This window comes from Streptomyces speibonae, from assembly GCF_984686075.1.
This window is the reverse complement of sequence record NZ_OZ480260.1, coordinates 5,908,720-5,932,361: the sequence shown is the minus strand read 5'-3', so window position 1 is coordinate 5,932,361 and position 23,642 is coordinate 5,908,720. Positions and strand designations below refer to the sequence as shown.

Here is a 23,642-nt window from a genome sequence, read left to right as displayed (position 1 = left end):
CCGTTCCAGGGGGAGACCGTCATGACCCGTACGTCCCGCATCCGCACCGTCACGTCCACCGCCGGCCGGGCGGGTTCCGCGCGACGGCCGCTGGCCCTGGCCGGGGCGGCCGTGGTGCTCGTCGCCGGGCTGAGTGCCTGCGGGGCGTCGGCCGCCGAGGACGACGACCCCGACCACCGGTCCTTCGACCTGCCCGGCACCACCCTCACCATCGACTCCGACGAGTCCGCCCTGGAGATCGTCGCGGCGGACGGGCACGCCTCGGGGAAGATCGCGGTCACCCGGTGGTTCCAGGGCAGCGTCGCCATCGGCTCGAAGGCGAAGGTCACCTGGTCCATGGACGGCGACCGGCTGGTGCTGCGCGAGAAGTGCTCGGGCATCATCGCCGACTGCTCCACCAAGCACCGCATCGAGGTGCCCCGCGGTGTGTCGGTCAAGGTCGTGGAGAGGGACGGCAGCGTGCGGGCGCGGGGCTTCCGCGACCCGCTGAGCATCCGCACGACGGACGGTTCGGTCCGGGTCACGGACTCCAGCGGGCCGCTGGAGCTGCGCGCGGGCGACGGTTCGGTGCGCGCGGAGGTCACCTCGCGCACGGTGCGCGCCCGCACCGGCGACGGCTCGATCCACCTCGAACTCGGTGCCGTACCGGACCTGGTGGAGTCCCGCAGCGGTGACGGCTCCCTCACCATCGACCTGCCCCGGGCCGGCTACCGCGTGGACACCGGCACCGGGGACGGCGCCGAGGAGGTGTCGGTGCCCCGCGACGACTCCAGCTCCCACCGGGTGACCGCGCGCACCGGCGACGGAAAACTCACGGTGCGCACGGCGGACTGACGGGGCCCGTGTGTTCGTCCGCCGCCGGTGGGAGAATGGCACCGGGCAGGGCGGACGACAGTACGGGAGAGGGATGTGACGGCGACACCAGCGCGGCCGTACTCGCCGTCGGGGGCCGGTGTGCCTCGCATACGCCCTGCCGTGCCCCCCTTCCGGCCGGGGTCACGTCCGCGCCGGGCACCCGGCCCGCTGCGGGACGCGCTCACCCTGGTGGGGCTGCCGCTGGTGGCGGCGCTGGCGCTGCCCGCCGCGTTCGCCGGCGGCGGCACCCGGCGCTGGTTCGGCGGACGGGCCGAGAACCAGCGGGCGGAGGCGCAGGCCGCCAAGGACGCGGCGGCGGCCGCGTTCTACGAGCTCGACACCGCCCAGCGCGACCTGCGGATCTCCATCGAGACGATCACCGCCGTCGACGCCTCCCCCGCCGCCCGCCGCGCCGTCTCCGACTTCGAGGCGCTGGGGCGGCGCATCGACGAGGCCAGTCACCAGTACATCAGCGCCGTCGACGCCCATGACCTGGACCGGGACGATCTGGAGGCGTCGGCGGCCTCGCAGGCGCGCGCCGCACTGACCGCCGCCAAGGAGGAGCTCGGGCGGGTCAGACAGGAGCTCGACCGGTTCGCCGAAGGGCTCGGCCCTCTCCTCGGCACGGCGGAGACCCAGCTGGCCCGGCTCGCGCCCTCCGTCGAACGCGCCCGGCAGTCGCTGCTGGCCGCCTCGAACGCCCTCGACACCGTACGCGGCTCGGGGCTGCGCGCCGACGACCTCGCCGCCCGGCTCGCCGCGCTCTCCCCGGAGCTGACCAAGCTGAACCAGGGCGCCGGACAGCACGGCGTGCCGCAGAGCCTGGAGCGGGCCGAACGGGTCACCCGCGAGGCCGAGGCGGTCCGTGCGGAGGCCGAGCGGCTCCCGGAGCGGGCCGCCGAGATCGACCGCCGGCTGGTCTCCCTGCGCACCCGCGCGCAGGCCCTCACCACCCGCTCCGAGCAGGTCGAACCGGTGCTGAGCGAACTGCGCCGCCGGTTCACCGCCGCCTGCTGGCAGGACCTGCAGAACGTGCCCGAGGTGGCCGGGGAGAACGTGCGCCGGGCCGAGGAGCGGCTCGCCGAGGCCCGGGCCGCCCGCGAGGAGCAGCGCTGGGCGGACGCGACGTCGCTGCTGTCGACCGCGCGGGCGCTGCTGAACACGACCGACGAGGCCGTGTCGGCCGCCAGTGACCGCCTGCAACGGCTGAACGCCGTGCAGAAGGACCCGGAGCAGGAGATCGAGCGCACCCGGTTCGCCATCCGGGACGCCCAGCGTCTGGCGATGGCCGGCCGCACCACCCCCGATCCGCGCCATGCCCGGCCCCTGGACGACTCCGTGGCCCGGCTGGAGCGGGCCGTCGCCGGTCTGGAGGGGCGCCACCCCGACTACTGGCACTTCCTGACGGAGACGGAGGCGGTACGGACGACGGTGAGCCGCGTGGTGGCGCAGATCCGCGAGGAGCGCGGCGGCGCGCACTGACCGGCGCGGTCCTGCCCGGTTAACCTGTGCCCATGCCTCGCTACGAATACCGCTGCCGGACCTGCGGCGACACCTTCGAACTGAGCCGTCCCATGGCGGAGTCCGCCGCACCCGCGGCCTGCCCGTCCGGCCACGACGACACGGTCAAGCTCCTGTCCACGGTCGCAGTCGGCGGCACCACCTCCGCCCCGGCCCCGGCCCCCTCCACGGGCGGTGGCGGCTGCTGCGGCGGCGGCTGCTGCGGCTGACCCCGGGTGCCCCCGGACCCCCGGACGCCCCCTGAATCCTCCTGACCCCCGGACGACCGCCCTGGCCGGCACCGCCCCGGGGCCGTCTTCCGGGGGGTGCTCCCGGACCGCCGCCGGATCCCGCCCTGCCTGGGGCGCCCTGGGGGTCACTTCCGGGCCCTCACCGGGCCGCGCCCCGCCTTGAGCCACCGCCGAGGGGCCGCTTCCCGGCCCCTCCCGGGCCGCCGCGTCGAGCGAACCCCTGGCCGCTGCCTCCCGCATGGGACCGCGCCCCGCTTTGAGCCCCCCTGGCGCCGCTTCCGGGCCGCCGCCCTGGACCGTGCGTGCCGGGGCCTGGCCACCGGGCGTGGTTGCACGTCGTCTTGCAGCGCAGCCCGCTCGGGTCGCGGTGCGCGGTCAGTGCGGGCTGCGGACCGTTCGCAGGAACTCGCGGAGGATGCGTTCGCCGGCCAGGACGCCCCGTTCGGGGAGGGCCCTGACCGCGGGGGCCGTCCAGTCGGCTTCGGCGAGTTCGCCGTGGCCGGGGCGCCAGCCCCGGTCGGCGGCGAGGAGCAGGTCGGCGTCGAGGAGCGAGTCGCCGGCCGCGAGGGTGAGGTCCGCGCCGGTGCGGCGGGCGACCTCGCGCATGGCCGCGCTCTTGGTGAGCGGCTTGGGCACGGCGTAGATCTTGCGCCCCTGGAGGGACACCGTCCAGCCGCGGTTCTCCGCCCACACGGCGAGTTCCTTCACCCACTCCTCGCGCAGCAGTTCGCGCTCGACGACGAGGTAGACGAACAGGTCCTCGGCGACGCGGTGCTTGCGCAGCCACACCGGGTCGGCGGTCCGCAGCAGGTGCTCCTGCACCTCGGCCAGCGGGGCGCACTCGTCGGCCAGCCGGGCGAGCACCCGGGTGTGCCAGTCCCGGTCCGTCTCGCCGTCGGCCAGCAGGTGGCCGCCGTTGGCGCAGATCGCGTACGCGGGCGGCGGGCCGGGGAGGTTGATGCGCTGGTACTGCTTGCGGGTGCGGGTCGTCGTGGGGACGAACACGGCCTGGTCGCCGAGGTCGGTCAGGAGCTGGGCCGCCGTCTCGGTCATGAAGGACAGGGGCCTTGCCTCGTGGACCTCCACGCACAGCAGCCTCGGCGCCCGCGCGTCCGGCATGGTCAGGGCGAGGGCCGCCGCGGAGTAGATGAGGGTGCGGTCGAGGTCGCTGGCGACGACGGCGGGCATCAGCGGGTCACCGCCTTGCCGTCGGCGCCGGTCGCGCCCCGGGTGTAGCGGGGGTGGATCAGCCCCACACAGGTGTACGGCAGGCCGTCGACCTCCTCGACGGGGACGCCCCGCTGGCGCGCGAGCAGGCGGACGTGGTCGAGGTCACGGCCGGCCCCGGTGCGGGCCAGTATCTTCCAGGGCACCCGGCGCAGCAGCACCCGGGTGGTCTCGCCGACGCCCGGCTTGACGAGGTTCACGTCGTGGATGCCGTACTCCTCGCTGATGCGCTCGACGGCCGCCCAGCCCTCCCACGTCGGCGTGCGGTCGGCGGAGCGGAGTTCCTTGGCCTCGGCACAGGCCGCGTCGGCGACCTCCGGGAAGCGGGCGGAGACGGCATCCAGGAACGCCACGGACAGGTCCACGCCGGCGAGTTCGCGGTAGAACTTGGCGCCGTGGAAGTCGTCCGGGCCGACCAGGTCGGCGCGCAGCACGGTACGGGAGATCAGGCCGGAGACGGTCGAGTTGAGGCAGGCGGAGGGGATCAGATAGTCCTCGCGGGTGCCGTAGGTCCGTACGCAGGAGCCGGGGTCGGCGAGCACCGCGATCTGCGGGTCGAAGCCGGTGCCGCCCCCGGTCTTCTCGAACTCCTCGATCGCCTGGGCGAGTTCGCGGGTGATGGCGCCCTTGCCGGTCCAGCCGTCGACGAACACGACGTCACGGGGGTCGTGGTGGGCGGCCAGCCAGCGCAGCGCGTTGGCGTCGATGCCGCGGCCGCGGACGATGGAGACGGCGTAGTGCGGCAGGTCGAGCTGGTGGCGGTGCCCGGCCCAGCGGCGCATCAGGATGCCGACGGGGGTGCCCGCGCGGGCCAGGGAGACCAGCACCGGGCGGGGGGAGCGCTCGGCGAGGACGGTCTCGGTGACCACGCCCACCGCGTGGGCCAGGCGGGCCGCCGACTCCTTCAGCGCCGTGTGGAAGAGCTCCTGGTACTGCTCGCTGGGCTGGTACTCCACGGGCAGCGACTCGGCGTAGTGGGCGCCGCCGCTCTGGATGGCCTCCTCGCGCTCCTCGGTCGGCGCCTCCAGCGTCACGTCCGAGAGGTCCTGGAGCAGCCAGCCGACCTCCTCGGGCGCGTACGAGGAGAAGGCGGGGCCTCTGAGGGGCTCGGGCAGCATGGGGGCGGGCCTTTCGGGGACGTCCTGGGCTCCGGGTATGTACGACGGTACGACCGCGAGGAGGACGTGCGGGGTGTGCGCGGCCAGCCGGGCGAGGAGGCCGCCGGGGGCGTGCAGGGCGGGGGTGTCGGCGGCCGAGTCGACGACGGCGACGACCGCGTCGAAGCCGCCGCCCGCGACGTTGTAGGCGTAGCGCTCGCCGGGGCCGTCGGCGGGGTCGTCGTGGGCGGGGAAGACCAGGCGGGTGCGTATCGCGTAGCCGGGGTCGTCGACGGCGAGGACGGGTGAGCGGGTGGTGGTGGAGAAGCGCACGTCGAGGCCGGCGGTGCGCTCCAGCTCGGCGGCGAGGCGGAGCGGGGTGTACATCAGCTCCTCGAAACCGAGGACGAGGACGCGGTGCGCCGTCGCGGGGAGGGCGTGGGTGAGGTTTGCCGCCAGGGTGGGGAGGGCGGCTTCGAGGCGGGCTCGGTGGGCGGGGGTGAAGCCGTGGCGGCCGCCGTCGGGGAGGCAGGGGGGCCAGCTCAGGTCCACGCGGGTGACGTGCGTCGCCGTAAGGTCCGGGTGCGGGTCGTCGTGGGCGGGCCTGTCGTCCGGGTGAGGGCCGTCGGTGGCTGATCGCGCGGTTCCCCGCGCCCCTGACGTGTGCTGGTGTTCCCCGGCGCTTCCAGGTCGGCGGTCGGGCGCCCCGCCCAGGGGCGCGGGGAACCGCGCGACCGGCCCCGGCGCGCCCGCATCCGCATCGCCACCGTCCGTGGCGCCTTCGTAGCGCGCCACCAGCTCCTGGCCCTTCTCCAGGACACCGTCCGGCAGCCGCACCGTGCCCGACGCGGTCGTCACCAGGTCGACGCGCGCCCCGATCTCCCGGGCGAACGCCTCCAGCCGCCCGGCGTCCTCGGGCGAGCGCATGTCGACGAGGGCGACGACGACGTACCGCGTGCGCGGATACCGGGCGTGCAGCGCGCGCACCGTGTTCAGCACCGTGTTGCCCGTGGAGAACTCGTCGTCGACCAGGACCAGCGGCCCGTCCCCGGCGAGCAGCCGCCGGTCCTCGGGGAGCAGCAGGTGGGAGGTGGCGTGGGAGTGGGACTCCTCGAAGCCTCCGGCCGTCGCCGTCCCCGCGACCGGGCGGCGGGTGGAGTGCAGATACGGCGCCGTGCCCAGTCCGTCGGCGACGCAGTGGCCGAGCCCGGTGGCGGTCTCGGCGTAGCCGAGGACAACCGCGTCCGCCGCCGAGTCGCCCAGCAGCTCCCGCACCCTGCGGCCGAGGGCGGCACCGTGGCCGTACACGACGGACGGCGACTGGGGGACGTGCTTGCCCAGGACGTTGGACACGAGCAGGTGGGCCCGCTTGGGGTTGCGGCGCAGCGCCAGTCCCAGCAGGTCGGGCAGGCTCGCGTCGCCGGTCAGCTCGACCCCGAGCCGCCGGGTGACCCAGCTGCCGGACCATGTGTTCACCGCGTTCTCCATCCCGGTCAGTCGCCCAGCCCCGCCGCGAGCAGTTCCACGAAGCCGATGTCCTCGTTGGCCACGCCGAAGACCTCGGCCCGCAGCAGGGTCCGCTCGGCCCAGGCGCGGTGCGGCTTCACCTCGTTCATCTTGTTCGTGTACGCCGACCTGAGTACACCCCCGCCGTCGCGTTCCGGACGCAGGATGTCCTGGGCGTCGCTGTACTCCTCGTGGCTGACCACGGACAGTGCGTGCACGGCCAGCACGTGGGAGGGGTGGATGACGGTCTTGCCGAGCAGTCCGTTGGCCCGGTCCAGGGAGATCTCGCGCAGCAGGCCGTCCATGGCGTGCTCGATGAGCTTCTGGCGCAGCGCGACGGCCTGCACCTCGTGGAAGGGGCTCTGCCGCAGCAACGGCTTGAACATGCGCTCCTGGACCCGGAAGTACTCCCAGACCGGCCCGGTGACGGTGAACCCGGTGCCGTCGGCGCGGCCCAGCATGTTCACCACGTCGGAGATGACGGAGGCGACGACCTGGATGTCGTAGGCCGTGATGTCGGGGCCCCGGCGCAGGCCGTAGGAGGAGCAGAAGTCGGTGACGCCCAGGCGCAGGGCGAGGACGCGGTCGCGGTACTTGTCGACGGCGCGGAAGATGCCCTCGAGGGTTTCCATGCGGGATTCGCGGTAGAGGAGCTCGGGGGACTCCAGGACCGGCATCGCGAACAGCCGGTGGCCGGTCTCGGACTCGGCGGTGGCGAGCGCCTCGAGGAAGGGCAGGCCGCGTTCGGCGGTGAACTTCGGCAGGACGAATCCGGACAGCAGCCGGACGGCGGGACCGAGCCGCCGGGCGAGGTCGGGGATCTGCTCGGGGAACCGGACACGGATGAACAGCAGCGGCAGGTCCGCTCCGGGGCGCGCGGCCAGGTCGGCGAACTGGCGTACGAGGTTCTCCTCGCCGGCGGCGACGTCGGCGTCGTTGATGGAGTCCTCCAGGCACAGCACCATCGAGACCACGCCACGCCCGGCCTGTTTGACCACGTCGTCCGCGAGACGGGGTCTGGTGGCCGGACTGTAGAGCGTGGCCCCCAGCGCGGCGGAAAGCATCCGGGCCGGGGAATCGTGTGTGAACTCCCCCGGCTCCTGATGGAAAAGACGTTTCCGCACAGCAGGGGCGATGTGCCCGAAGTGACGCATGGAACTCCCCCGTGGCCTAGTGGAATCAGTGATATGTGTCAAAAGGTGGCCGGTAATAGTACGTAGATATCCATGTCGGCGGTTCCCACCCGGCATGAACATCTGGTAACCCAGCCGTAGCGGTTCCCACCCGCGTTGTCGTGACCAGGACGGAGAGGGCAGGATGATCCCATGACGCACGCGATGCTGAAGGGGTCGAACGTCCCTCTCGAGGCCACCACCGTACGCGCAGTGCTGCGCTGGTCGCCCGGGCAGGGGGTGCCCGACGTCGACGCCTCCGCGCTGCTCCTCGGTCTCGACGGCCGTGTGCGCTCCGACGAGGACTTCGTCTTCTACAACCAGCCCCGGCATCCGTCCGGGAAGGTGTGGCGGCTCGGCAAGAAGCGCGTGGCCGAGGGGCTGACCGACACGATCCAGACAGACCTCGCCGGTGTCGACGCCGGCGTCGGACGGATCCTGCTGGTCGCGTCGGCGGACGGCGTCGCCTTCGACCAGGTGCGCGCGCTGCGCATCCTGCTGTACGACGCCCAGGCCGCCGAAGGGGAGGCGCTGGCGTACTTCGACATCAAGCCGGAGACCGGCGAGGAGACGGCGCTGATCTGCGGTGAGCTGTACCGGCGCGGGGACGGCTGGAAGTTCCGCGCGCTCGGCGAGGGCTACAGCAACGGGCTGGAGGGGCTGGCGACCGACTTCGGCATCTCGGTGGACGAGTCGGAGGCCGACGGGCCCGAGCCGGCCGACGCCACGCAGCAGGCGCCCGCCACGATCCAGACCCAGGACCAGGCCGACGCGTCCTCCTCCGAGGCCCCGACCCAGCGCCAGGCCCCGCTCGTGCCGCCCGAGGTGTCCGCGCCGCTGCCGCCGGAGCAGCCGGCGGGGGTGTCGGCGGGCGTGCCGTCCCAGCCCGCGTACGGCTATCCCCCGCAGCAGCCCCCGGCCACGCAGCCGGCCTACGGCTACCCGCACCCGGCCGGCCCGCCCGCCCATGGCTACCCGCCCGCGCCCGCCACGGCCGCCGCGGGAGCCCCGTCGGGCTACGGCTACCCGCCGCCGGCCCCGGCGGCCCCCGACCCGGACTTCCGCCTCCCGCCGCAGGGACCGCAGTTCATCGGCCGTTAGCGGGCACGGACCGGTGCAGCGAGGGTCCGCTCAGCGGCCGGCCTTGCTCTTGAAGCCCCGGCCCCACTGAAGGCCCCAGCCGTACAACCGGTCCAGTTCCGCCTGGAAGCCGTAGACGAACTTCACCTCGCGGCGGACGAGGATCTCGTTCTTGACGTTCTCGATCATCACCACCGCGCAGGAGCGGGCCTGGGGGTGGCGCTCGTCGAGGCCGATCTCGATCCGGGGGCCGTTGCTCGGGTACAGCGTGACGACGGCGTGCGTCCGGTCGAACGCGGGGGTCTGGTCGTAGATGTACGCGAAGATCAGCAGGCGTTTGATCTGCTCGCGGTGGTCGAGGTTGACGTACATCGTCTCGCCGGAGGCCGAGCCGAACCGGTCGTCGCCGCTGAGCTTGACGTACGGCGGCGCGTTGACGTCGCCGAGCAGACCGCCCAGGGGCTGGACCACGCCCTTGGCGCCGTCCTGGAGCTCGTAGAGACAGCCCAGGTCGAGGTCGACGTTGACCATGGACTGGCTGTGGCCGACGACCTCCGGGGGTTTGAGCGCCTTCAAGGGGTGGCGCAGCAAGCTCTCCCGCTGGGGGCCGCCGAAATCGGAGGTGCGCATCCGCCAGCTCAGATTGATCCGCAGATGGCCGGTGGCCGCCCCTTGCTTGGTCAGTGACACCTGAGCGTGCCGTTTGGTCAGCTCGATCGCGTTGGTGGCCGCGTTGCCCGAGTCGAAGGCGCTCTCGCTGCCGCGCCGCAGTCCGTCCAGGAAACCCATTCCCGCCCCAAGTCCGCTTGTCGGCCCCCGCCCCGGCCGCCGGGCACGCCTGTGCCGCGGACGGCCGACGGGGCGGCCCCGAGGAGTGGTCCTCGTGGCCGCCCCGTCGAGAGCGTTCCTCACCCGGAGGGCTGTCACACCCCCGAGGAGACCTCAGTCTTCTCCTCGGGTTTTCCCTCCGCCTCCGCCAGCGCCCGGTTGCGGCGCACGGAGGACCAGAAGGAGGCACCGATCAGGACGACGCCGATCAGGCCGGTGACAATCTCGTTGATCTCGTACTGGATCGTGACGAGCAGGATCATCGCCAGCGCGCCGATCGCGTAGTGCGCGCCGTGCTCCAGGTACACGTAGTCGTCCAGGGTGCCCTGGCGGACCAGGTAGACCGTGAGCGAACGGACGTACATGGCGCCGATGCCGAGGCCGAGCGCCATCAGGACGATGTCGTTGGTGATGGCGAAGGCACCGATCACACCGTCGAAGGAGAAGGACGCGTCGAGCACCTCGAGGTAGAGGAACATGAAGAACGCGGCCTTGCCGGCGAGGGCGACCGCCGAGCGTGGCTTGCCTTCCCGCTCGGCCTTCTCCTCCTCCTCGTGTTCACGTTCCTCCTCCTCTTCGAGCTTGTCCTCGAAGAATCCGGAGAGGCCGCCCACGACCATGTAGGTGATCAGACCCGCGATACCGGAGAGCAGGACCGTGCCCGACTTGTCCACATGCGCGCCGCCGTGCTGGTGGGCGTTGGTGGCGAAGGTGATGGCGGAGATCAGCAGGATGATGAGCGCGATGCAGACGGACAGCATGTCGATCTTGCCGAGCTTGGCCAGCGGGCGCTCCAGCCAGCCCAGCCACTTGATCTCCCGCTCCTCGAAGATGAAGTCGAGGAAGATCATGAGCAGGAACATGCCGCCGAACGCGGCGATCGCCGGGTGCGCGTCGGTGACGAGCTCCTGGTAGCGATCCTTGTCGCTGAGTGCGAGGTCAACGGCCTCGATCGGCCCGAGCTGCGCGCTGACGGCGACGATGACGACGGGGAAGACCAGCCGCATACCGAAGACGGCGATCAGAATGCCGATGGTGAGGAAGATCTTCTGCCAGAAGGCATTCATCTTCTTCAGGATGCCGGCGTTGACCACCGCGTTGTCGAAGGACAGCGAGATCTCGAGGATCGAGAGGATCGCCACGATTCCGAAGGCGGTCCACCCCCCGAAGAGGATCGCTGCGACCAGGCCGAGCGCGGTGACCGCGAACGACCAGCCGAAGGTTTTCAGAACCACTGGCTACCCCAGGTGTGTGTACGGGTCTCCCCCGCTGCCGTAGTCGGCTTTACGAAACGTTGACTCCGAAGTCTAGAGCGATGCCTCGCAGCCCCGACGCGTACCCCTGCCCCACTGCACGGAACTTCCACTCGCCCTGGTAGCGGTAGAGCTCGCCGAAGATCATCGCGGTCTCGGTGGAGGCGTCCTCACTCAGGTCGTAGCGGGCCAGCTCCTGGCCGTCCGCCTGGTTCACCACACGGATGAAGGCGTTGCTGACCTGGCCGAAGGCCTGACCGCGCTCGTCGGCCATATGGATGGAGACCGGGAAGACGATCTTGTCGCACTGCTGCGGCACCTTCGAGAGGTCGACCAGCAGGGACTCGTCGTCGCCGTCGCCCTCACCGGTGAGGTTGTCACCGGTGTGTTCGACGGAGCCGTCGGGGCTCTTGAGCTGGTTGTAGAAGACGAACCACTCATCCCCCATGACCCGGCCGCCGGCGCACATCAGCGCACTGGCGTCGAGGTCGAAGGGTGCTCCGGTGGTGGAGCGCGCGTCCCAGCCCAGACCGACCATGACCTGCGTGAGGTTGGGTGCGGCCTTGGACAGGGAGACGTTTCCTCCCTTGGCAAGCGTGACGCCCATACTGCTGGTCCCCCTCCGTTGTGATGGTTCTCAGGTGCTTCTGCGCGTCCGGCGCCGCACGTAAACCGTGCGGCGCCGGGCGGTGCGGCCGCGGGCGGCGGCCCGATGCGGGCGTCGCCGCCCGGGTCGATGTCTCAGACGTTCACGCTCAGACGTTCACGCCGAAGTCCTGCGCGATGCCGCGCAGGCCCGAGGCGTAGCCCTGGCCGATGGCGCGGAACTTCCACTCAGCGCCGTGCCGGTACAGCTCGCCGAAGACCATCGCGGTCTCGGTGGAGGCGTCCTCCGAGAGGTCGTAGCGGGCGATCTCGGCGCCGCCGGCCTGGTTGACGACGCGGATGAACGCGTTGCGCACCTGGCCGAAGGACTGCTGGCGGTTCTCGGCGTCGTAGATGGAGACCGGGAAGACGATCTTCTCGATCTCCGCCGGAACACCGGCCAGGTTGACCTTGATCTGCTCGTCGTCGCCCTCGCCCTCACCGGTGAGGTTGTCACCGGTGTGTTCGACGGAGCCGTCCGGGCTCTTGAGGTTGTTGAAGAAGACGAAGTTGGCGTCGCTGCTGACCTTGCCCGAGCTGGTCAGCAGCAGGGCGCTTGCGTCCAGGTCGAAGTCGGTGCCGGTCGTGGTACGGACGTCCCACCCCAGTCCGACGATGACCGCGGTCAGGCCCGGCGCCTCCTTGCTCAGCGATACGTTGCCGCCCTTGCTGAGGCTGACTCCCACGAGTCCTCCATTGGTGTCCAGGGGCGGGGTGCCCCGTAGTGCGTTCGATGTCGGATCAACGAGTAGATCCTAGTGACGGGTTCCCGGAGCTCGCAGACCCTGGAAGCGAACAATCACAGGGTGTCGAGCGCCTTGACGTACTCGGTCAGGTCACGGGCGTCGGGCAGCGCGTTGACCACGGTCCAGCGCACGACGCCCTCCTTGTCGATGATGAAGGTCCCGCGCACGGCGCATCCCTTGTCCTCGTCGAAGACGCCGTAGGCCCGCGAGACGCTGCCGTGCGGCCAGAAGTCGCTGAGCAGCGGGTACTCCAGATTCTCCTGCTCGGCGAAGACACGCAGGGTGTGGATGGAGTCGTTGGACACCGCGAGCACCTCGGTCTCGCGGTCGGAGAACTGCGGCAGGTGGTCGCGGACCTCGCACAGCTCGCCCGTGCACACACCGGTGAAGGCGAACGGGTAGAAGAGCACCACCACGTTCTTGCGGCCTCGGTAGTCGGAGAGCCGCACGGTGGCCCCGTGGTTGTCCTTGAGTTCGAAGTCCGGGGCCTTGTCGCCGACCTGGATCGCCATCGTCGTGTTCATCCCTTCGGGGTGGTTCACTGCGCCCACCCTACGCAGGGAGTACGACAGCCCCGCGAATGGGCCGACGCCTGTGGCGGCCGACCCGTCCGGGGGTGATTCACCGCTTGGACTTGGCCGCCTTGGGCGTCGCCAGCCGGCTGCCGCTCCAGTCCTTGCCGACGCTGACGCTCTTGGACGCCGTCAGCCCCGCAGTGGTGGCGGCCTCCGAGATGTCGCTCGGCTCGACGTAGCCCGCACGGCCGGTCTTCGGCGTGAGGAGCAGGATCGCGCCGCCCTCTTCGATGTACGTGCCGGCATCCACCAGCGCATCCGTCAGGTCGCCGTCGTCGTCGCGGAACCACAGCACAACGGCGTCAGCCACGTCGTCGTAGTCCTCGTCGACCAGGTCACTCTCAATGACGCCCTCGATGGCCTCGCGGAGCTCCTGGTCGACGTCGTCGTCGTAGCCGATCTCCTGGACCACCTGCCCGGGCTGGAACCCCAGCCTGGCGGCAGGGTTCGTCCGCTCCTCCGCGTGGTCCGCGGTCGCGCTCACGGGTTGCCTCCTGATCATGTCTTGGGAATATCTCAGCCACGCGCGTGCGCGAAGCATTGGCCGTAGTCCACACGGGCGGGACGGATCGCGCAAGTACCCGGCCGTGGTGACCGCCGAAACGGTGACGATCCTGGCCGGGTCACCGCAACTCCAGGCACACCATCATGGCCCGCAGTGACACACACCACACCTTTGTGCCCCGTTTGGCCCTTTGGGAACCGTCCATGTGTACGAAGACTCGAATGGACGAGCCCCGTACCCACCGTAGTGGCCGCACCAGCGGATTACCTCCCGGTAGAGATGACGTCGGCGGCCCCGGGGTGGACCATGGGGAGCGGCGCAAACCGGGCCGTATCAGCGAAACGGCGGCCCTTTCACGGCCCTCTGACAGGTAAGGAACAGCGTGGCTTCCGCATCCGATCGCAACCCGATCATCATTGGCGGCCTTCCGAGTCAGGTTCCTGACTTCGATCCCGAGGAAACACAGGAGTGGCTCGACTCCCTCGACGCCGCGGTCGACGAGCGCGGCCGGGAGCGGGCCCGCTATCTGATGCTGCGACTGATCGAACGTGCCCGTGAGAAGCGCGTGGCCGTCCCCGAGATGCGCAGCACGGACTACGTCAACACGATCCCGACCCGGGCCGAGCCGTTCTTCCCGGGCAACGAGGAGATCGAGCGCAAGATCCTCAACGCGACGCGCTGGAACGCCGCCGTGATGGTCTCGCGCGCGCAGCGGCCGGGGATCGGGGTCGGCGGCCACATCGCCACCTTCGCGTCCTCCGCGTCGCTGTACGACGTGGGGTTCAACCACTTCTTCCGCGGCAAGGACGAGGGCGACGGCGGCGACCAGGTCTTCTTCCAGGGCCACGCCTCGCCCGGCATCTACGCCCGCGCCTATCTGCTGGACCGGCTCAGCGAGCGGCACCTGGACGGCTTCCGGCAGGAGAAGTCCAAGGCGCCCTACATGCTGTCGTCCTACCCGCACCCGCGGTCGATGCCCGACTTCTGGGAGTTCCCGACCGTGTCGATGGGGCTGGGCCCGATCGGCGCGATCTACCAGGCGCGGATGAACCGCTACATGCACGCGCGCGGGATCGCGGACACCTCCAAGTCCCACGTGTGGGCGTTCCTGGGCGACGGCGAGATGGACGAGCCGGAGTCGCTGGGCCAGCTCACCATCGCCGCGCGCGAGGGCCTGGACAACCTCACCTTCGTGGTCAACTGCAACCTTCAGCGGCTCGACGGCCCGGTGCGCGGCAACGGGAAGATCATCCAGGAGCTGGAGTCGGTCTTCCGGGGCGCCGGCTGGAACGTGATCAAGCTGGTCTGGGACCGCACCTGGGACCCGCTGCTGGCCCAGGACCGCGACGGGGTGCTGGTCAACAAGATGAACACCACGCCGGACGGGCAGTTCCAGACGTACGCCACCGAGTCGGGCACCTACATCCGTGAGCACTTCTTCGGCGACGACCACCGGCTGCGCGCGATGGTCGAGCACATGACCGACGACCAGATCCTGCACCTGGGGCGCGGCGGTCACGACCACCGCAAGATCTACGCGGCGTACAAGGCGGCCCTGGAGCACAAGGGCCAGCCGACGGTGATCCTGGCGAAGACGATCAAGGGCTGGACGCTGGGTCCGAACTTCGAGGGCCGCAACGCCACGCACCAGATGAAGAAGCTGACGGTCGACGACCTCAAGCACTTCCGGGACCGGCTGCACCTGCCGATCTCCGACAAGGACCTCGAATCCGGTCTGCCGCCCTACTACCACCCGGGCCCGGACACGGAGGAGATGCAGTACATGCACGACCGCCGCAGGTCCCTGGGCGGCTATGTGCCGACGCGGGTGGTGCGGTCGAAGCCGCTGCGGCTGCCCGAGGACAAGACGTACGCGACCGTGAAGAAGGGCTCCGGTCAGCAGTCCATCGCGACGACCATGGCCTTTGTCCGGCTCCTGAAGGACCTCATGCGGGACAAGGAGATCGGCAGGCGGTTCGTACTGATCGCGCCGGACGAGTACCGCACGTTCGGCATGGACTCGTTCTTCCCGAGTGCGAAGATCTACAACCCGCTCGGCCAGCAGTACGAGTCCGTGGACCGGGAGCTGCTGCTCGCCTACAAGGAGTCGCCCAACGGGCAGATGCTGCACGACGGCATCTCCGAGGCCGGCTGCACGGCCTCGCTGATCGCCGCCGGATCGGCGTACGCCACGCACGGCGAGCCGCTGATCCCGGTGTACGTCTTCTATTCGATGTTCGGCTTCCAGCGCACCGGTGACCAGTTCTGGCAGATGGCCGACCAGATGTCCCGCGGTTTCGTCCTCGGCGCGACCGCGGGGCGCACGACACTGACCGGTGAGGGGCTCCAGCACGCGGACGGCCACTCGCAGCTGCTGGCGTCCACGAATCCGGCGTGCGTCGCGTACGACCCGGCCTTCGGCTACGAGATCGCGCACATCGTGCGGGACGGGCTGCGCCGGATGTACGGCGGGGACGAGCAGCATCCGCACGGCGAGGACGTCTTCTACTACCTGACCGTCTACAACGAGCCGATCCGGCACCCGGCCGAGCCCGAGAACGTGGACGCGGAGGGCATCATCAAGGGCCTCTACCGCTTCAGCGAGGGCCCCTCGGGCTCGCTCCCGGCGCAGATCCTGGCGTCCGGGGTCGCGCTGCCGTGGGCGATCGAGGCGCAGCAGATCCTCGCCGAGGAGTGGAACGTCAAGGCGGACGTCTGGTCGGCGACCTCCTGGAACGAGCTGCGGCGCGAGGCGGTGGACTGCGAGCGGTACAACCTGCTGCACCCGGAGGAGGAGCAGCGCACGCCGTACGTGACGCGGAAGCTGGCGTCGGCCCGGGGGCCGGTGGTGGCGGTGTCCGACTGGATGCGGTCGGTGCCGGACCAGATCGCGCGCTGGGTGCCGGGGACGTACCAGTCGCTGGGCGCGGACGGCTTCGGTTTCGCGGACACGCGCGGGGCGGCCCGGCGGTTCTTCCACATCGACGCGCAGTCGATCGTGGTGGCGGTGCTGACGGAGCTGGCGCGGGAGGGGCACCTCGACCGGTCGGTGCTGAAGCAGGCGATCGACCGGTACCAGTTGCTGGATGTCGCGGCGGCGGATCCGGGGGCGGCGGGGGGCGACGCGTAGCGCCTCCGGCGGGGGCGGGGTGGGCGACTGCGGGTGCGGGGGTTCTGTTTTCGCGCAGTTCCCCGCGCCCCTCAGGTGGGCTGTCCTGCCGTCGGCTCGGTGGCGCGCGGACGCCGCAGGAAGGGGGGCCGACGGTAGAGCGGCGGCTGCGGGTGCGTCGGGGCCGGGCGCGCAGTTCCCCGCGCCCCTCAGGTGAGCTGTACTACCGCCGGCTCGGTAGCGGGAGGGGCGCCGCAGGAAGGGGGCTGCTGCGGGGGTGTCGGGGCCGGGCGCGCAGTTCCCCGCGCCCCTCAGGTGAGCTGTACTACCGCCGGCTCGGTAGCGGGAGGGGCGCCGCAGGAAGGGGGCTGCTGCGGGGGTGTCGCGCGGTTCCCCGCGCCCCTTAGGTGGGCTGTCCTGTCGTTGGCTCGTTGGGAAGGGGGCCTTCGGTGGTGTGCCGGAGGCCCCCTTCTGCCCTCTTGTGGTCAGAGCATGGCGTAGCCCTGGCCGGCCGCTCCGGTCAGGAGGAGGAGGGCCAGGAGCGTGTCGATGGCGCCCAGGACCAGGGCGACCAGAGCCCAAGGTGAGCGGGAACCCGCCCAGCTGCGGCCCATGGAGAGCCATCCGCAGACCATCGCGGCCGGGCCGAGGACGATCCCCAGCACGAAGAAGCCCGCGACGGCGCAAATGGCTCCGATGATCCCGAGCGTCGCGCGATCCGGCCCGGACCGTGACCACGTCCGGCCACGTGTGCGGGGGTGCCTGCGCGTTCCGTGTCCGAAGCTCGCCATCATCAACTCCCTGAAGGGTTGGCTGACATGGCGGGTACCCCCGCATCGGCGGTGAATTCACGCCGTACGTACGCCGCCTGAGGCCGCTGCATGCGCGCTGCCCCCCTCCAGCAGCGCGCCGCAGCCGGCGTCCTCCATGCCCTGCGGAGGACGTGACCCAATGTGACCTGCGGCGCCCGGTGAAGGGGCGGGATCACCGCATCGGTTCACCCTGATGAGCGAAACCGCGTCACACGACGGTCCGTCAGATGTGGCCGACGCCCGCGCCGGCCTCCGCGTTCGCCCCGCGCTTGGTGAGGAACGCGACCAGGATCGCCACCGCGGCGACTCCGGCGGCGACCAGGGACGCCAGGCTCATGCCGGAGAGGAAGGTGTCGTGGGCGACATCGGTGATCTTCGCGGCGATCTGGGCGGGTGTGCCCTCCGTCACCGGCGGAACACCGACCTGAACGGCCTCGGACGCCTTCCCGGCCTGCTCGGGGGTGAGCGGCGGAAGGCCCGCCTCCGCCCAGTTGCCCTCCAGGTCCCGGTCCACCTTCGAGGCCATCACGGCGCCCAGCACGGCCGTACCGAGGCTGCCGCCGACCTGCATGGCGGCCTGCTGGAGACCGCCGGCGACACCGGACAGCTCCAGCGGCGCGTTGCCCACGATGACCTCGGTGGCACCGACCATGACCGGGGCGAGGCCGAGGCCGAGGAGGGCGAACCAGAGCGACATGACGCCGCTGCCGGTGCCCTTCTCCAGCGTCGACATGCCGTACATGGCGAGGGCGGTGCACGCCATGCCGCCGGCCAGCGGGATGCGCGGCCCCACCTTGGTGATCAGCACGCCCGCCAGCGGCGAGCCGACGATCATCATGCCGGTGAGCGGCAGCAGGTGAAGTCCGGCGTCGACCGGGCTCATGCCGTGCACGTTCTGCAGGTAGAAGGTGACGAAGAACAGGCCGCCCATGAAGGCGATGGCCATCAGGACCATCAGCACGACACCCGCGGACAGCGGGACCGAGCGGAACAGGGCCAGCGGGATCAGCGGCTCCCCGACCCTGGTCTCCCAGAGGGCGAAGAGCCCGAACAGGACCAGCGAGCCGATGACGAACGACCAGGTGCCGAGGGAGCCCCAGCCCCACTCCGGAGCCTTGATCAGCGCCCAGACGAGGCAGAACATCGCGGCGGACAGCAGCGCGATGCCGAGCACGTCGAAGGAGCGCGGGGCGTTCTCCGCGCGGTGGTCGAGCAGGATCCACGCGCCGAGCGCCACGGCGAGGATGCCGACCGGCACGTTGATGAAGAACACCGACTGCCAGTTGACGTGCTCGACGAGCACACCGCCGAGGATGGGGCCGCCGGCGGTGGAGGCACCGATGACCATGCCCCAGATGCCGATCGCCATGTTGAGCTTCTCGGCCGGGAACGTGGCCCGCAGCAGGCCGAGCGCGGCCGGCATCAGCAGGGCGCCGAACAGGCCCTGGAGCACCCGGAAGCCGATGACCAGCCCGATGCTGTTGGACAGGCCGATCGCGCCCGAGGCGACGGCGAAGCCGACCACGCCGATGAGGAAGGTCTGCCGGTGGCCGAAGCGGTCACCGAGCTTGCCCGCGGTGATCAGGGAGACGGCGAGGGCGAGGAAGTACGCGTTGGTGATCCACTGCACCTCGGCGAAGGTGGCGCCGAGGTCGCTGGCGATGGCCGGGTTGGCGATGGCCACGATGGTGCCGTCCAGGGCCACCATCATGACCCCCACGGCCACGGTCACAAGGGTGAACCAGGGATGTCCGCGCAGCCCCGTGCCCGGCGTCGCGCCCGAGGGGGCGGCCGGCGGCCCGTCGTCCGGGCCCGCCTTGTCGATGGTGGTCTGACCAGTCATGCGATGAGGCTAATGTCAGCGGCTGACAGTTGACAAACCAGTTCACTAGTCGGTGACTGACACAACACTCGCGTATAGCCTGAACTGCGAGGGCAGTTCAAGGAGGGGCACATGAAGACGGCCGGGGCCGCCGTGGGCACGCTGCCGCGGCCGAACCTGCGGGAGCGCAAGAAGCAGCGCACCCGGGACGCGCTGGTCAGGGCCGCGCTGGAGCTGATCGCCTCGCGCGGGTACGAGGGCACGACCGTCGACGACATCGCCGCGGCCGTCGACGTCTCGCAGCGCACCTTCTTCCGCTACTTCGCCAGCAAGGAGGACGTGGCGTTCTTCGTCCCCCGGCTCGCGGAGTCGCACGTCGTGGAGGCGGTGCGCGCCCGCCCGCCGGGCGAGGCGCCGCTGGAGGCACTGCGCCGGGCCGTGCTGGACAGCTGGGACACCATCAACGAGGCCGTGGAGCAACTGGTCCCGCTCGAACTGCACCTGCGCATCCACCGGGTCATCGAGTCGACGCCCGCCCTGCTCGCCGCCCATCTGCGCCGCGCGACCGAGCTGGAGGAGGAGCTGGCCGGGATCATCGCCGAGCGCGAGGGGCTCGACGTGGACACCGACCCCCGGCCGCGCATCCTGGTGGCCGCGGTCGGCGGAGTGATCCGCGTGGCGGAGCGGCGCTGGTCCGCCGGTGACGACTTCACCGTCACGGCCATGCGGGAGCTGATGACGACCTGCCTGGACCATATGGGCCCGGCCCTCGCGGGGAACTGGCGTACGGAGTGATCCCCGAGGCGGCGCACCGAAACGTGATACCGGTCACTTGATTCACGCGAGACACTCCCGTTCTCCTAGTGTGTCCCTTCAGTGACTTCCTTCGACACCTCCCAGCCGCTGAACGTATGGCGCGCGCTGCTCGCGCTCGCCGTCGTTTTCGTGATGCTGGCGACGACCGGCTGGACGGCGTCGCGTCATCAGCGCCACCCCGCCCCGCTCCAGGCGTCGCTCACCGCGTGGGAGGAGGGCCGCATAGCCGGCCACCGGCTGCCGGACCCGCAGTCGGCGCCCGCGCGGCTGGCCCGGTTCTTCGCCTCCCTCTCCGAGGGACAGCGCGACCGTCTCGCGCACCGCTATCCGCTGGCGGTCGGCAACATGAACGGCGCACCCGTCGAACTGCGCTACCACGCCAACCGCATCGCGCTGGAACGGGCCCGCGAGGTCGAGCTCGAACGCGTGCACGACAGCCGCCTCACCCCCGCCGGCCAGGACCACGCCGCCCGCCGGCTGGACCGGCTCACGGAACTGACCCGCCCGGGCCGGAACATCCTCGCCTTCGATCCCGCGGGCCAGGGCCGGGTCGCCGAGGTCTTCGGCGATCTGCGGGACGCCGAGCGGGTCTCGGTGGTCGTCCCCGGCGTCGACACCGACCTGCTCACCTTCCAGCGCACGCACGGCCGGTACTCGGCCCCCGTCGGCATGGCGAAGGCACTGTACGCGGCCGAGCGCGACGCCGTCCCCGCCACCCGCACCGCCGTGATCGCCTGGGCCGACTACACCACCCCCAGCGGGATCGGTGTGGACGCCGCCACGGCGATGCGCGCCGAGGACGGCGCCCGGCGGCTGAACGCGCTGGTGCGCGCCCTGCCCGGGACCGCGCCGGTCGCGCTGTTCTGCCACAGCTACGGCTCCGTGGTGTGCGGGGTCGCCGCGCGTTCCCTGCCGGGGCGGGTGGCCGACATCGCGGTGGCCGGCAGCCCCGGCATGCGGGCCGAGAAGGCCTCCCAGCTACGCACCTCCGCGCGGGTGTGGGCGATGCGCGACGCCGACGACTGGATCCAGGACGTGCCGTACCTGGAGCTCGGCGGGCTGGGCCACGGGGCCGACCCGGTGGCCGACGGCTTCGGCGCGCGGGTGCTGTCGGCGCGGGACGCGAAGGGTCACGCCGGGTACTTCGTGCCCGGCACGGACAGCCTGCGCAACTTCGCCGGGATCGGCGTTGGCGCATATGACACGGTCTCCTGCGCGCGGGAGGACGGCGTCTGCCGGGCAGGTTTGTCCCGTACGACCACTACCGGACGCGCGTAGAGACGGAGATACTGCGGTATGCCCGGGGAGGGGACGGAGAAGCTCGTGCCGCATACGATGAGCCGCATGGGTGATGTACTGGCCGGATTTCATGCCGCCTGGGAGTTCGAGTCCGACTCCGTGCTCATCCGTTACGAACGGGGGATTCGAACACCCAAGCTGTTCCAGGCACTCGGGCAGCGCCGGGTGCCGCTGGAGGCGATCGAGGGGGTGACCCTCACCCCGGGCAAACGCGGCACGGTGGTGCTGCGCGCCGAGCTGCGGCCGGGCGCGGATCCGCTGATGGAGGCGGCCGCGGGGCAGTTGAAGGAGAGCAGCGACCCCTACCGGCTGGTGCTGCCCGGCGAGCGCGAGACGCTCGCCGAGTACTACGCCGACGAACTGCGCGCCCGCCTCACCGAGTCCGGCCCCTCCGAACGCCATCTGGTGGCCGCGCCCCGGGTGCCGCTGCAGTTCAAGGCGTACGACGGGAAGGCCGCGTTCGACGGGAAGGCGGTGTCCTTCCGGTGGTTCTGGACGGGCGCGTCGTCGGCCAAGTGGAAGGCCGGGGACCAGCGTTTCCCCGTCGGTGAGCTGAGTGGCGTGGAGTGGCGGTCGCCCGAGGTGTTCGAAGGACACCTGCGGCTGCTGCGGCGGGACGCGGGGGCTCCGCCGGCGCAGCCCGACCAGGACCCGGCGGCGGTGGTGTTCGGGCTCGGGTACGGGCCCGTGCACGAGTCACTGCCGTTCGCGGCGGCCGTGCTGGCGGCGCTGCGCAGCTGTGCGCCGGTGCCGGCGATACCCACGGCGCGTGCGCGCCGCGACCCCGCGGACATCGCCGAGCGGATCCGGCACTTGGGGGAGCTTCATCAGGCGGGGCTGGTGACCGATGAGGAGTTCTCCTCCAAGAAGGCGGAGTTGCTGGCGGAGCTGTGAGGCTCCCCCCAAGCGGGGTGCCGCCGGAGCGGCACCCCTTCCGCTACTCCCTGCCCGCCGAGGTGAACGCCATGTTCGCGTAGCGGGGGCCCGCGACCTTCGCGGCGATGAGTTCGAGGAGGGCCAGTTCCTGCTCCGTCAACGTGATACGGGTCGCCGAGGTGTTCTCCTCCACGCGGGCCGGTTTGCGGGTGCCCGGGATGGGGACCACCGGGAGGCCGTGGACGGCCGCCTGCTGGTGGACCCAGGCCAGGGCGATCTGCCCGAGGGTGGCGCCGTGGGCCTCGGCCACCGTGCGGACCGGCTCCAGCAGGGCCGCGTTGGCCGCCGCGTTGTCACCGGTGAAGCGGGGCATGGTGCGGCGGAAGTCGTCGTCCGTCAGGTCCTGGGTGGCGTCGGTGAAGGAGCCGGTGAGGAAGCCCCGGCCGAGCGGGGAGTACGGGACGAGGGTCACGCCCAGTTCGCGTGCGGCCGGTACCACCCTCGCCTCGATGTCCCGGCTGAACAGCGACCACTCCGACTGCACGGCGGCGATCGGGTGCACCGCGTGGGCGGCGCGCAGTTCGCCGGCCGTGACCTCGCTCAGGCCCAGCTGCCGGACCTTGCCCTCGCGCACCAGCTCGGCCATGACGCCGACGGTCTCCTCGATCGGCACGTTCATGTCGCGCCGGTGCATGTAGTAGAGGTCGATCACATCGACGCCCAGGCGCCGCAGGCTCGCCTCGACCGAGCGGCGGATGTACGGCGGGTCGTTGCGGATGATCCGCCTGCTCGGGTCGTCCGGGGGGATGGACAGGGCGAACTTGGTGGCGATGCGCACCTCCTCCCGGTGCGCCGCGAAGAACGGGGCGAGGAACCGCTCGTTGTCGCCCGCGCCGTACGCGTCGGCCGTGTCGTAGAGGGTGACGCCCAGTTCGAGGGCGCGTTCCAGCGTCGCCCGTGAGGCATCCGCGTCCGACGGGCCGTACGCGAAGCTCATGCCCATGCAGCCGAGGCCCTGGACGCCCACCTCCGGTCCGCCGTCGCCCAGTGCCGCCGTGCCGATCGTGCCGTTGGTCATCATGTCCTCTCAGACACCGGGGCCCGCCCCGCGTCCGCGTAGAAGCTGATCTTCCGGTCGAGTACCGCGAGCGTGCCCTGGAGCTCGGCGATCCGGGCCAGCACGTCCTCGCGGGTCTCCTTGAGCAGCTCGAAGCGCTCGGTGTACGTGTGCTCGCCCGCGCGGACGAGTTCCGCGTACCGCACCATGTCCGCGACCGGCATTCCGGTCAGGCGGAGCTTGCCGACGAGGGCGAGCCAGTCGAGGTCGCGGTTGCTGTAGCGACGCTGTCCGGTGTGCGAACGGTCGATGTGCGGCATCAGTCCGATGCGCTCGTACCAGCGCAGGGTGTGGGCCGTCAGCCCGGTGAGAGCGGCGACCTCGCTGATCGTGTACCGGTCCGCGCCGTCCGGCCGCCGGTCGCCCTGCGGGGGTCCGGCGCAGTTGTCGGCGCTGGTGTCCGTGGTCTCCGTCTCCGTCTCCGTCACGGTCATGGACCCACGCTAGAACCTTGGAGTGCACTCCAGGCAAGCGGCGCGGGCCGGAAACGGACGCTTCGCCGGTCCGGGCCCCCGGCGGTGCCCGCGCGGCCACCGCTTAGGCTCGGGGGC

General features: G+C 71.3%; 21 protein-coding genes. 8 read left to right on the top strand and 13 right to left on the bottom strand.

Annotated elements, in window-relative coordinates; translation table 11 throughout:
* The first annotated feature begins 21 nt into the window (after positions 1 to 21).
* The 3 genes from AC5L3C_RS26530 to AC5L3C_RS26520 all read left to right on the top strand — a co-directional run bounded on the left by AC5L3C_RS26530 (position 22) and on the right by AC5L3C_RS26520 (position 2,585).
* The gene (locus AC5L3C_RS26530) at positions 22 to 834 is read left to right on the top strand and encodes a DUF4097 family beta strand repeat-containing protein (protein ID WP_493651335.1); all 813 of its coding nucleotides are present in this window, start codon (positions 22 to 24) and stop codon (positions 832 to 834) included.
* Between the two features lie 75 nt (positions 835 to 909).
* Positions 910 to 2,337: a hypothetical protein gene (locus tag AC5L3C_RS26525; protein WP_493651334.1), complete on the top strand. Its 1,428-nt coding sequence runs from the start codon at positions 910 to 912 to the stop codon at positions 2,335 to 2,337.
* A 32-nt stretch (positions 2,338 to 2,369) separates the two neighbouring features.
* Entirely contained in the window at positions 2,370 to 2,585 is a 216-nt protein-coding gene (locus tag AC5L3C_RS26520; RefSeq protein WP_493651332.1) for an FmdB family zinc ribbon protein, read from the top strand.
* 396 nt (positions 2,586 to 2,981) lie between these two features.
* Here AC5L3C_RS26520 and AC5L3C_RS26515 read toward each other — a convergent pair whose 3' ends face one another.
* From AC5L3C_RS26515 to AC5L3C_RS26505, 3 genes are read right to left on the bottom strand one after another with little or no spacing between them, the layout of a single operon-like run.
* Positions 2,982 to 3,794 carry an HAD family hydrolase gene (locus AC5L3C_RS26515; RefSeq protein WP_493651330.1) on the bottom strand — a complete coding sequence of 271 codons (813 nt, stop codon included), beginning with the start codon at positions 3,792 to 3,794 and terminating at the stop codon, positions 2,982 to 2,984.
* Positions 3,794 to 6,418, bottom strand: coding sequence for a phosphoribosyltransferase (locus tag AC5L3C_RS26510; RefSeq protein ID WP_493651328.1), 2,625 nt, complete (start codon positions 6,416 to 6,418; stop codon positions 3,794 to 3,796). The genes AC5L3C_RS26515 and AC5L3C_RS26510 overlap by 1 nt, the downstream gene beginning before the upstream one ends.
* Before the next feature lie 5 nt (positions 6,419 to 6,423).
* Positions 6,424 to 7,590 carry an HpcH/HpaI aldolase/citrate lyase family protein gene (locus AC5L3C_RS26505; protein ID WP_493651327.1) on the bottom strand — a complete coding sequence of 389 codons (1,167 nt, stop codon included), beginning with the start codon at positions 7,588 to 7,590 and terminating at the stop codon, positions 6,424 to 6,426.
* Between the two features lie 171 nt (positions 7,591 to 7,761).
* Between AC5L3C_RS26505 and AC5L3C_RS26500 the strand changes: the two genes are divergently transcribed.
* Positions 7,762 to 8,709 (top strand): TerD family protein, encoded by a 948-nt coding sequence (locus AC5L3C_RS26500; protein WP_493651325.1) that lies wholly within the window; start codon positions 7,762 to 7,764, stop codon positions 8,707 to 8,709.
* Between the two features lie 30 nt (positions 8,710 to 8,739).
* Here the strand turns inward: AC5L3C_RS26500 and AC5L3C_RS26495 are convergent, their stop codons facing one another.
* The 6 genes from AC5L3C_RS26495 to AC5L3C_RS26470 form a co-directional block, all read right to left on the bottom strand.
* Complete coding sequence (locus tag AC5L3C_RS26495; RefSeq protein ID WP_493651323.1) at positions 8,740 to 9,477, bottom strand: TerD family protein; 738 nt, start codon at positions 9,475 to 9,477, stop codon at positions 8,740 to 8,742.
* Between the two features lie 134 nt (positions 9,478 to 9,611).
* Positions 9,612 to 10,751, bottom strand: a complete 1,140-nt coding sequence (locus AC5L3C_RS26490; protein ID WP_493651322.1) for a DUF475 domain-containing protein — start codon at positions 10,749 to 10,751, stop codon at positions 9,612 to 9,614.
* A 49-nt stretch (positions 10,752 to 10,800) separates the two neighbouring features.
* Positions 10,801 to 11,376 carry a TerD family protein gene (locus tag AC5L3C_RS26485; protein ID WP_125506707.1) on the bottom strand — a complete coding sequence of 192 codons (576 nt, stop codon included), beginning with the start codon at positions 11,374 to 11,376 and terminating at the stop codon, positions 10,801 to 10,803.
* Between the two features lie 148 nt (positions 11,377 to 11,524).
* Positions 11,525 to 12,100: a TerD family protein gene (locus AC5L3C_RS26480; RefSeq protein ID WP_493651320.1), complete on the bottom strand. Its 576-nt coding sequence runs from the start codon at positions 12,098 to 12,100 to the stop codon at positions 11,525 to 11,527.
* Between the two features lie 113 nt (positions 12,101 to 12,213).
* Complete coding sequence (locus tag AC5L3C_RS26475) at positions 12,214 to 12,672, bottom strand: peroxiredoxin (RefSeq protein ID WP_493654034.1); 459 nt, start codon at positions 12,670 to 12,672, stop codon at positions 12,214 to 12,216.
* A 109-nt stretch (positions 12,673 to 12,781) separates the two neighbouring features.
* A complete protein-coding gene (locus tag AC5L3C_RS26470) occupies positions 12,782 to 13,219 on the bottom strand; it encodes a DUF3052 domain-containing protein (protein ID WP_185931050.1) in 438 nt (145 codons plus the stop codon).
* A 403-nt stretch (positions 13,220 to 13,622) separates the two neighbouring features.
* Between AC5L3C_RS26470 and aceE the strand changes: the two genes are divergently transcribed.
* Entirely contained in the window at positions 13,623 to 16,370 is a 2,748-nt protein-coding gene (gene aceE / locus AC5L3C_RS26465) for a pyruvate dehydrogenase (acetyl-transferring), homodimeric type (protein ID WP_493651319.1), read from the top strand.
* 464 nt (positions 16,371 to 16,834) lie between these two features.
* Here the strand turns inward: aceE and AC5L3C_RS26460 are convergent, their stop codons facing one another.
* Together AC5L3C_RS26460 and AC5L3C_RS26455 are read right to left on the bottom strand one after the other, a co-directional pair.
* Positions 16,835 to 17,143, bottom strand: coding sequence for a small hydrophobic protein (locus AC5L3C_RS26460; RefSeq protein ID WP_493651318.1), 309 nt, complete (start codon positions 17,141 to 17,143; stop codon positions 16,835 to 16,837).
* Positions 17,144 to 17,384: 241 nt separating this feature from the next.
* The gene (locus AC5L3C_RS26455) at positions 17,385 to 19,004 is read right to left on the bottom strand and encodes an MFS transporter (protein WP_493651317.1); all 1,620 of its coding nucleotides are present in this window, start codon (positions 19,002 to 19,004) and stop codon (positions 17,385 to 17,387) included.
* Positions 19,005 to 19,115: 111 nt separating this feature from the next.
* On the opposite strand from AC5L3C_RS26455, the gene AC5L3C_RS26450 reads away from it, so the two are divergent.
* From AC5L3C_RS26450 to AC5L3C_RS26440, 3 genes are all read left to right on the top strand, one after another.
* Positions 19,116 to 19,778, top strand: coding sequence for a TetR family transcriptional regulator (locus tag AC5L3C_RS26450; RefSeq protein ID WP_493651316.1), 663 nt, complete (start codon positions 19,116 to 19,118; stop codon positions 19,776 to 19,778).
* 81 nt (positions 19,779 to 19,859) lie between these two features.
* Positions 19,860 to 21,077, top strand: a complete 1,218-nt coding sequence (locus tag AC5L3C_RS26445) for an alpha/beta hydrolase (protein WP_493651314.1) — start codon at positions 19,860 to 19,862, stop codon at positions 21,075 to 21,077.
* Between the two features lie 66 nt (positions 21,078 to 21,143).
* Positions 21,144 to 21,992: a DUF4429 domain-containing protein gene (locus tag AC5L3C_RS26440; RefSeq protein ID WP_493651313.1), complete on the top strand. Its 849-nt coding sequence runs from the start codon at positions 21,144 to 21,146 to the stop codon at positions 21,990 to 21,992.
* Between the two features lie 43 nt (positions 21,993 to 22,035).
* On the opposite strand, the gene AC5L3C_RS26435 is transcribed toward AC5L3C_RS26440, so the two are convergent.
* Complete coding sequence (locus AC5L3C_RS26435) at positions 22,036 to 23,052, bottom strand: aldo/keto reductase (protein WP_493654033.1); 1,017 nt, start codon at positions 23,050 to 23,052, stop codon at positions 22,036 to 22,038.
* Positions 23,052 to 23,525: a MerR family transcriptional regulator gene (locus AC5L3C_RS26430; protein WP_493651312.1), complete on the bottom strand. Its 474-nt coding sequence runs from the start codon at positions 23,523 to 23,525 to the stop codon at positions 23,052 to 23,054. The genes AC5L3C_RS26435 and AC5L3C_RS26430 overlap by 1 nt, the downstream gene beginning before the upstream one ends.
* Between the last annotated feature and the right edge of the window lie 117 nt (positions 23,526 to 23,642).